The 8,937-nt window shown below is 33.6% G+C and carries 9 protein-coding genes; 7 read left to right on the plus strand and 2 right to left on the minus strand.

Features of this window, described 5'->3' with window-relative positions; genetic code table 11:
- Nucleotides 1-374 precede the first annotated feature (374 nt).
- Both AC07XN_RS21645 and AC07XN_RS21650 read left to right on the plus strand, forming a co-directional pair.
- A complete protein-coding gene (locus tag AC07XN_RS21645) occupies nt 375-902 on the plus strand; it encodes an RNA polymerase sigma factor (RefSeq protein ID WP_494744566.1) in 528 nt (175 codons plus the stop codon).
- Nucleotides 903-989: 87 nt separating this feature from the next.
- Nucleotides 990-1,622 carry a redoxin domain-containing protein gene (locus AC07XN_RS21650; RefSeq protein WP_494744567.1) on the plus strand — a complete coding sequence of 211 codons (633 nt, stop codon included), beginning with the start codon at nt 990-992 and terminating at the stop codon, nt 1,620-1,622.
- Nucleotides 1,623-1,697: 75 nt separating this feature from the next.
- Here AC07XN_RS21650 and AC07XN_RS21655 read toward each other — a convergent pair whose 3' ends face one another.
- The gene (locus tag AC07XN_RS21655; protein ID WP_494744568.1) at nt 1,698-2,219 is read right to left on the minus strand and encodes a hypothetical protein; all 522 of its coding nucleotides are present in this window, start codon (nt 2,217-2,219) and stop codon (nt 1,698-1,700) included.
- A 24-nt stretch (nt 2,220-2,243) separates the two neighbouring features.
- Complete coding sequence (locus AC07XN_RS21660) at nt 2,244-3,938, minus strand: S41 family peptidase (RefSeq protein WP_323251444.1); 1,695 nt, start codon at nt 3,936-3,938, stop codon at nt 2,244-2,246.
- Between the two features lie 304 nt (nt 3,939-4,242).
- On the opposite strand from AC07XN_RS21660, the gene ruvX reads away from it, so the two are divergent.
- The 5 genes from ruvX to AC07XN_RS21685 all read left to right on the plus strand — a co-directional run bounded on the left by ruvX (nt 4,243) and on the right by AC07XN_RS21685 (nt 8,684).
- Entirely contained in the window at nt 4,243-4,659 is a 417-nt protein-coding gene (gene ruvX / locus AC07XN_RS21665) for a Holliday junction resolvase RuvX (RefSeq protein ID WP_494744569.1), read from the plus strand.
- A gap of 147 nt (nt 4,660-4,806) precedes the next feature.
- The gene (locus AC07XN_RS21670) at nt 4,807-5,559 is read left to right on the plus strand and encodes a shikimate dehydrogenase family protein (protein WP_494744570.1); all 753 of its coding nucleotides are present in this window, start codon (nt 4,807-4,809) and stop codon (nt 5,557-5,559) included.
- Between the two features lie 529 nt (nt 5,560-6,088).
- Nucleotides 6,089-7,663: a hypothetical protein gene (locus AC07XN_RS21675; RefSeq protein WP_494744571.1), complete on the plus strand. Its 1,575-nt coding sequence runs from the start codon at nt 6,089-6,091 to the stop codon at nt 7,661-7,663.
- A gap of 44 nt (nt 7,664-7,707) precedes the next feature.
- Nucleotides 7,708-8,247 carry an NADPH-dependent FMN reductase gene (locus AC07XN_RS21680; RefSeq protein ID WP_494744572.1) on the plus strand — a complete coding sequence of 180 codons (540 nt, stop codon included), beginning with the start codon at nt 7,708-7,710 and terminating at the stop codon, nt 8,245-8,247.
- A 59-nt stretch (nt 8,248-8,306) separates the two neighbouring features.
- Nucleotides 8,307-8,684 carry a nuclear transport factor 2 family protein gene (locus tag AC07XN_RS21685; RefSeq protein WP_309915917.1) on the plus strand — a complete coding sequence of 126 codons (378 nt, stop codon included), beginning with the start codon at nt 8,307-8,309 and terminating at the stop codon, nt 8,682-8,684.
- Nucleotides 8,685-8,937 lie beyond the last annotated feature (253 nt).

Raw genomic sequence — 8,937 nt, forward strand, 5'->3', positions numbered from 1 at the left:
GTAAATGATATTTACAGCGACTTTTTAGTTTAGAATATATTTAAAAATCATATTTTGCTTATACCAAAAATAATACTTCCCTTCACTAGTCCTTACTTTTCTTGTCTTGAAACAAGAAAAGTAACCGCAACGGCGGACCGTAAAAGAAATTTAAGAAATTCCAATCGCAACGGCGAACCGTCTCGCTTCGCTCAAACAGTGGAATTTCACTAAATGCTGACGCCAGAATAATAAAAAACTTTCAGTAATAAGTCTTATCGAAATATAAAACTTGCTCTTATTTCAATAAATTATCAATTAAACAGGTGATATTTTATATGTTTTGGAATAAATAAGCAAATGCTATTGTTGATAACCTAAATACCGTTTGCGAAGTGGAAGATCAAGACATCCTTTTAAGAATTAGAAAAGAAGAAAATGCAGCTTTCCAGTTGCTGTACAAATTCTATTTCCCAACGATTCAAAAATATATTCTGCAAAATTCAGGAACGATAGCTGATGCAGAAGATATTTTTCAAGAATCGTTAATCACATTGATTCATAAATCACGTGACCCAGCTTTTGTGCTGTCTGCTTCGCTAAAAACCTATCTATTTGCCATTGCTAAAAACCTATGGCTAAAAAAACTACGTGATAAAAAAGAAGCTTCTCACGAAAGTATGGACGCTTTCGATACTATCGATGAATCATTTATTGATAATGAAGAGCCATCATTAGCTGAAAAAATTACTGAATTAATGCACGTTCTTTCGGCAGGATGTGTAAAGGTATTACATCAATTTTACTGGTTGAATCAACCTATAGAGGCTATCATGATGATGTCGGGATATAAAAACAAACATAGCGTAAGTACACTAAAAAATAAATGTTTGACTACTATCCGAAAATTGGCAAATAAATAGTTATTGAAAAAAATGTTCTTGCCTTGGTGATATTTGGTAGTTCATGGGAATAAAGTATTGTAACATCAAACAATAACAAATTCTAACATGAATATTCTTGCTAAAAAATGGGGACTGAAAATAGTTATTTTTTCAGTATTATTAATCAGTACTTATTTTATTGCGGAGACCAATATTAACAAGCCCATGAAATTACAACCAAATCAAACCTCTCCCAGTTTTTCAACGATTGATATTAAAGGCAATCAAGTAAGTTCGACTACCTTGAAAGGTAAGAAGGTAGCTTTAATTTTTGAACGCTTTGTTGGCTGTCCTATCTGTAATTTACACGTTCATCAGCTTATGAAAGTGCATGAACAACTCCAAAAGAAAGGAATTATTTTGGTAGTGGTTTATGAATCTTCTAAAGAGAATTTGCTTCAATTTGCAACAGTTGAAGAAATCCCGTTTGTGTTATTACCAGACCCAGATGGAGTGTTGTACAAAACTTTTGAGTTAGAAACTTCTTTAGGAAAAGTAATGAATGGTATTCTTTTTAAAGGAGCTTTTGCCAAAGTAAAAGCAGGAGAAAAACTGTATAAAGGCAAATATAAAAATGATGGAAAGATGTCGCGCTTAGAAGCTGACTTTTTGATTAACGAAAAAGGAATTATCAACAAGGCTTATTATGCTAAGTTTGTTGGTGACCATTTACCGATTGAAGAGATAATGGAATTTTAGAAAAATAGGCTTTCCCAAAAAAAAATTGGAAAGCCTATTTTTTTGTTGAGGATTTTTGTTACTATGTATTCAACTCTATAGATAATTAAACGCTTTAAAAAGGGTTTTATAGTTGTATATTATTATTCCAACGATTATCCACAAGCTAGCCTTGAAAGAAGAAAAAATAACGTCTTCTTTTATTGATTCATAAGGTAAATCATTACAGCATATATTATGCTCTGGCTTGCCTGATAAGTATTTTACACATATTCCTTGACCTGTATGCTCCTCGTAACTTTTAAACGTAGTACCAACATATTCTTCTCCTGAAACATAGAATTTAAACTCACTAAGATAACCAATACTTCCTACAGCACTCTTCTTTCTAACAATAACGGCATTCGTTTCAATAGGATTTTTTAAAACATTATCTCTAGTCGTATTTCTGCTAACTACTCGTAATAAAAGTATAACACAAATAAACAAAAAACCACCAAGCCAAAGTAAAACCATAAGACCAATAAACGACTTTACTTTATCCCAATTCAGCTTTCTTTTTTTTCGCTGTGATTTTGCATTCTCTCTAATTAATGCTCTTTTTAATCTCCTATTCAATATTACAAGTTTAATAAGGTATCATTACTGTTTCCCCGAATGTGTCAACGTTTCAACTATCTCACCATGTGCAAGCTTATCGGCTTTATCAAAATTTTGTAGGGCTTTCTGAATCGTTTCGTCAAAAGATGTCATCACTTGATAATATTCATTATTCAAGTTTTTACCCGCCTTTCTTTGCCAAACGCTTCTAGCGACCAATGCCTTTATTTGTCCTTTGATATAATTGTTCGAACGGTCATAATCTTTAGCCGACTGTTTGACTTTTGCTTGGGTAGCCAATCTTTGTAAATCTGCCATCATGGCGTCTGTTACAACAAACTGCTTATTAAACTCTTTAAAATTAAGTTTTTCCAGTGTTTTTAAATTCTTGTTTGCATAATTCAACGCATATTCACGAATAACATTCTTACTGAATAGTTCCGTTAAATACTTAGAATAATAACTTGTATCGCGAGCAACAAACACATCGGGCGTAATACCGCCACCACCATACACAGTACGCCCAGCAACAGTTTTATACTTTAATTTCTCATTGAATTTAATACTATCTGAACTAAAGAATTCTCCACTTTTCATGCGTGTTTCATAGTCCTTTTCATAGTCTTCTTCCTTCCCTAACGAATATGGTTTCTGGATACTTCTACCACTTGGCGTGTAGTATCTTGAAATAGTCAATCGTAACTCAGAGCCATCATGCAAGGTAATTGGCATTTGTACCAATCCTTTTCCAAACGAGCGTCTGCCTACAATCAAGGCACGGTCGTTATCTTGTAAAGCACCTGCTACAATTTCAGCGGCAGAAGCACTGTTTTCATCAACCAATACAATTACGGCTCCTTTTTCAAAAATACCTTCTTGACGAGTGAATGTCTGTGAATCAAACTTAGAACCTTTGCCTTTGGTATATACAATCAGGCGTTCGTCTGATAAAAGCTCATCAACCATTTTCTCTGCACGGTCTTTATACCCCCCCGGATTTCCACGTAAATCAAGCACTAATCGTTTTAAACCTTGTGATTTCAAAGAAGATAGTACTTGATGGAATTCATCATACGTAGATTCAGAGAAACGATCTACCTTAATATATCCCGTCTGATTATCCATCATAAAACCAGCGTTGATAGAATACGAAGGAATTCTATCACGTGTTACAGTAAATTGTCTGATTTTGCTTTCTCCGCTTCTAACGATTTCAAGTTCAACCTCGCTTCCACGTGGGCCTCTTAGCTTACTGAATATTAGGCTTGAATTTACTTTCTGTCCGATTAATGAAACGCCATCTGCTTTAATCAAACGGTCGCCACTTTTTATACCCACAGCATCCGAAGGACCACCAACCATGGCATTTACCACATAAACGGTATCATTAAACACATTGAATTCTATACCGATACCATCAAAGCCAGATTCTAACTGCGAGCGAGCTGCGGCTACATCTTCCGTAGAAAAATAAGAGGTATGCGGGTCTAGTTTCTCTAACATTTTTTTGATAGAGAACTCCACCAGAGAGTCTGTACTAACAGAATCTACATAATTATTTTCAACTAACGAAAGCACCTCACGATATTTCGCTACTCCCTTAGCTACATTATTCATACGTGACTGACCACTAAAAAAGTTGGCACCAATAAGCATTCCTGCTACCAAAGTAAAAGCAATTATGATGGGCAATCTGATAATCATCGGCTGATTATTCACGGGCTTATTTTCCTTCATCTTCAAACTGAATATTATTTTAACAACAAAATACCAATAAATTTTCAAAAAGCATATAATGTTCTATAATTTTCGAAGAGGTTTAGGAATTTTAATAACGTAGAATTCGTCAAGAAAATATTTGCCCAATAAAATGATGTAACTTTGGGGACTTTAAAATAACGTAACCTCACCCCCTGCCCCTCTCCTTCAGAGAGGGGAGTGAAGTTCTTAGTATTTCCCTTCTCTTTCTGACGATGGAAATATATTCGACAATCTCCCCTCTCTAAAGGAGAAGGGTTGGGGGTGAGGTTCACCAACCATCATGGGAAGAATATTAGCCATAGATTATGGAACTAAAAGAGTAGGTTTGGCTGTAACAGACCCTTTAAAAATTATTGCCTCTGCTTTAGATACTATCCATAGCAAAGATGTTTTGAACTTCCTGAAAGTATATATGGAAAAAGAAAGCGTAGAAGCTTTTGTAGTAGGAATGCCTGTGAATCTTGACGGACAAGCCACTAATAATACCTCACAAGTAAAAGGTTTTATTACTACGCTGAAAAAAGCATTCCCCGAAATGCCCATTCATTTGCACGACGAGCGTTTTACTTCATCAATGGCTATGAGTGCCATGATTGCAAGTGGTTATTCAAAAAAAGACCGTCGCGAGAAAGGGAACATTGATAAAATTTCTGCTACCATTATTTTACAGTCTTACATGGAGAGTAAGGGGATGTAAGTTATTGAATGAATGAGTGATTTAGTGATTAAAATCAATAATTTTTCATTATGCTATTTGACTCATTACTTAAAAATAATTAAAAATAACAATTTTCAACAAAGCTTACAGCCTACGGCTTATTGCTTAAAGCCAAAAACAATTAACATGAATCTTTACGGACTTATAGGTTATCCACTCGGACATTCTTTTTCAAAAGGTTATTTTACTGAAAAATTCCAACAATTAGGCATTGCCGAAACCCATACTTACGAAAAATTTGAATTAGAAAATATTCAAGATTTACCTGCTTTGTTACAAAGCAATCGTCCAGCGTTAAAAGGTCTGAACGTGACTATTCCGCATAAACAAAACGTAATTCCTTTCTTAGATACCATTGATGAAGCTGCCTTGAAAATTGGTGCAGTAAATACCATCAAAATTTTATCAGATGGCACCACCAAAGGGTATAATACAGATTATTGGGGTTTCCGGTGGACGCTAGAAAAATGGGAAGATTTTCAAGCCATCAAACCACAAAAAGCATTGGTATTAGGCAAAGGTGGGGCAGCCAAAGCCATTATTCAAGCCTTGGAAGATTTAGGATTAACCACCCAATATGTATCAAGAACGAAGGAAGAAGATACTATTACGTATGAGGAATTGACAGAAGAAGTAATGAACGAGCATCTTTTTATCGTCAATACTACTCCTTTAGGGATGTTTCCAAAAGTAGAAAATTTTCCAGCTATCCCTTATAAGTTATTAACTGTCAAACATTTATTATACGATATTGTCTATAACCCCTTAGAAACTACTTTCTTAAAAAAAGGATTAGCGCATGGTGCCAAAGGCGTGCATTTTGGATTAGAAATGCTTCATGGACAAGCGGAAAAAGCTTGGGAGATTTGGGGGGAATAATGCTATTTATTGATATTTTGTTACTCTTAGCCATCTATTTTTAGGTGGTTTTTTATTGATATATGACCGTATGATAAAATATGGAAAAGATATTGATGAGGGATTTTGATTGTTTGGCAGGAATTGGGATATTGGGAAATGTTTGAAAAAACACCGCTGAACAGTATCCAGCATTCTTTAGAATTAATTCATCGAAAAATAAAGAGTCAAAATTTTGTCTAAAATATAAATTATGAAAATCATAATTACACTTATACAAGTACTTCTTTCATTGTTACTTTTCTTAGATTTATTTTTTTGGGCAGCCTTATACAGTTCTGGTCATAGAGCTCCTCAAAAAACAAAAACAAGTATTATGCAAATTGCAGGATTGCTCATTCTGTTAATAATAGTTTCGACATTTATTCGGCGTAGATTGAATAGATAACTTTTATCTTGAAACCTTTTTAATTTACTTAACAAATATTCAAAAAAATTAAAGTCTTCAACCAATCAAATTCCTATATTTTAATCTTAATAATAAATCACTATGAACAAAAAATTACTACTCTTATTTTTCACCATCGCATTATTTTTCAATCTTCGCTCTACCATTTTTGCACAAGTATTTGAAGAATATACAGTTGATGCTCTTTCCCAAACAGCCCCTTTAAAACCCAAATTAAAAGATTTTAAGACTTTTGATGTAAGGCTCATTAAATACACTGCCTTAAATGCTCCGATAGAAATAAAAAATCTCCCCGACAGTGACTTCTCAACGCTTTTGTCGTCTGTCTCATTCAATCCATTAAAACAAGTAACTGATGGGGGTGATTTACACGTGGTCGTATTGCTACAAGCGTATAGTGATATGAAACTTGGTGCATATACTGGATTTTATATTACCCTCTACGACAAGTTTATGAACGTACAGGGAACATTTCAAAAGAATTGGAGTTATGTAGAACCCAAAGCTTCCAAAAAACTAACGGATGATTCTGCTTATAAAGTAAAATTTAAAGCAAACCTTGAAAGTGCGCTTGAAGACTTCTTAGCGACAATGTACAAAGCAGGTGTAGAAGGTCATGAAAAATATGTTCGTGTTACATTGGCTCAGTTTAGCAAAGCTAAAAATTGGCCAGATTTAAAAGACTTCAACGTAATTATCGAAGAAACTAACAAAACGCTTAGAAAACAAGGAACTAATGCTTGGTTAAAGGAAATTACTAAAGATGACATTAAATATTGGGGGGAGTTTGTCAATGAAAAAGATGATACAGACCAAAATGATATAAAAAGAGCTGCTTTGCACAATTTGTGTGTTTACTATACGCTAAACCATGATGAAAAAATGGCAAGAGATTATTTAGAAAAATATAAAAAAGTAGATGTTGAGTTAAAATTTAATGGCGTAAAATTTAGGTATTCAGACAGAATAGAGGAAGTACTTATCAATGAAATATTCCCTAAAAAAGAAACAGAACCTTTACTAACTCAAGAGATACCACTTGACGCAATCTTAGAAAAACACCAATTTATTACTGTTGAAGGCACAGCCATTCCTTATGAAGGTGATAAGTTTTTTAAAGAACCTTTTAAAGGAACCATCAAAATTGTAAAGCCAGAACCTTATTTCAATATAACCAACAGCGGAGCAGTCTCTACGCTAGGTGGAAAAGATGTAGGAGTTCCTATTAAACTTTTTAATGGTAAAGAATTGGTTAAACAACTTTATGCCTCTAATATTCAGAAGATAACGAGCAATGATGATTCCAAAGAGTTTGTTGTTCGTAAATTTAGATTGCTGACGTTTACCTACTTTACCCTCTTAGAGCGTACCTATAAAGGCCCTAAAGTTGCATTATACGAACAATTATTTGTTGAAGATTCGCCTGTTTCACAGAAAAGCTCTAACCCAGAACGTCAAAATATAGCCCCAGAAGTTTATTTTTGGTTGGCTAAAACAGGCGATACAGAAGGAGTACAAACAACTTTTATTAACGTAAAAAAGAGACTTTTTGAATATTTTAGCGATTGCCCATCAATCAAGGAAAAGTACAACGAAGTCAGTTACAATAATTTAAATATGAAAAATATCGTAGCAGATTACGATAAATGTAAATAAAATTTGCTCCCTGATTTTAACATTACAAGAACAAATTATCTAATATGAAAATAATTGCATTTGCAGGAAGTAATAGCTCTACTTCTATCAATAAAAAACTAGTAACCCACGTTGCATCCTATTTTGAGGGACATACTATTGAAATTCTAGACCTCAATGATTATGAAATGCCTTTGTTTAGTGTGGATAGGTTAGCAAAAGATGGGATTCCTCAATTGACATTAGATTTCGCTCAGAAAATAGACTCAAGTGATTTTTTATTGATTTCATTGGCAGAAAACAATGGTGCTTATACCACAGCTTTCAAAAACGTTTTCGATTGGCTTTCCATGATTCCTGAACGTCCTGTGTTTGGCAATAAACCTATGTTTTTATTATCAACTTCTCCCGGAGCAAGAGGAGGAGCAAGCGTAATGGAAATAGCCAAAAATAGAATGCCTCATAGTGGCGGTAAAGTGATTGAGACGTTTTCTTTACCAAGTTTCTATAAAAGCTTTGTAGAAGGTAAAGGAATTACAAATAGTGATTATGCTACGGAATTAGTTACCAAAATTGAGAAAATAAAGGAAGTCTTAGCTATATAAAGCTATTAGCATAAATTTCCTATCTATCGAATCCAATCAATTCAGCAATAGATAATCGTATGACTCATAAAGAAAAAATAATTAATAACTACATAGAAGGATACAATCAGTTTGATACTGATAAAATGGTGTTAGACTTTGACGATAATATTGTGTTTGAGAATATTTCTAATGGAGAAGTCAACATGACTTTGTCAGGAATTAATGCATTTAAAGAACAAGCTGAACAGGCAAAAGTTTACTTCTCTGCAAGAACTCAAACAATAGCATCATTTGAGCATAAAAGTGATGAAGTTGAAGTCGAGATAGATTATTATGCCATATTAGCAATGGATTTCCCTAATGGATTAAAAAAAGGCGACGAATTGAAGCTGAAAGGAAAGTCTATTTTCAAGTTTTTGGATGATAAAATTGTTAAGCTTACTGATATCAGTTAATGTAGATAAATTTATAAATCAAAAGAGGTCGTAGTAAATAAATGCTACGACCTCTTTTGATTTATAAACCTTACTTTTCACCGCTTGACATAGTGTTTTTCACTACGTCAGGGTGTACAAGCCATCTTCATTTTTGAGATTTAAAAAATATACGTTGTCTATTAAAACTAAATCATAATTTAGGATGTTTGATTTTTATAATTATGCAAGATGGAACAAATTCATACTTTAGAAGATTTATATAAAAATCCTT

The sequence above is a fragment of the Arcicella sp. GW458-12-2-14-TSB2 genome (genome assembly GCF_059423785.1).

Coding starts and splice junctions, on each gene's coding strand:
- AC07XN_RS21650 (WP_494744567.1), top strand. CDS start 990: ATGAATATTCTTGCTAAAAAATGGGGACTGAAAATAGTTATTTTTTCA.
- AC07XN_RS21660 (WP_323251444.1), bottom strand. CDS start 3,938: ATGAAGGAAAATAAGCCCGTGAATAATCAGCCGATGATTATCAGATTG.
- ruvX (WP_494744569.1), top strand. CDS start 4,243: ATGGGAAGAATATTAGCCATAGATTATGGAACTAAAAGAGTAGGTTTG.
- AC07XN_RS21670 (WP_494744570.1), top strand. CDS start 4,807: ATGAATCTTTACGGACTTATAGGTTATCCACTCGGACATTCTTTTTCA.
- AC07XN_RS21675 (WP_494744571.1), top strand. CDS start 6,089: ATGAACAAAAAATTACTACTCTTATTTTTCACCATCGCATTATTTTTC.
- AC07XN_RS21680 (WP_494744572.1), top strand. CDS start 7,708: ATGAAAATAATTGCATTTGCAGGAAGTAATAGCTCTACTTCTATCAAT.
- AC07XN_RS21685 (WP_309915917.1), top strand. CDS start 8,307: ATGACTCATAAAGAAAAAATAATTAATAACTACATAGAAGGATACAAT.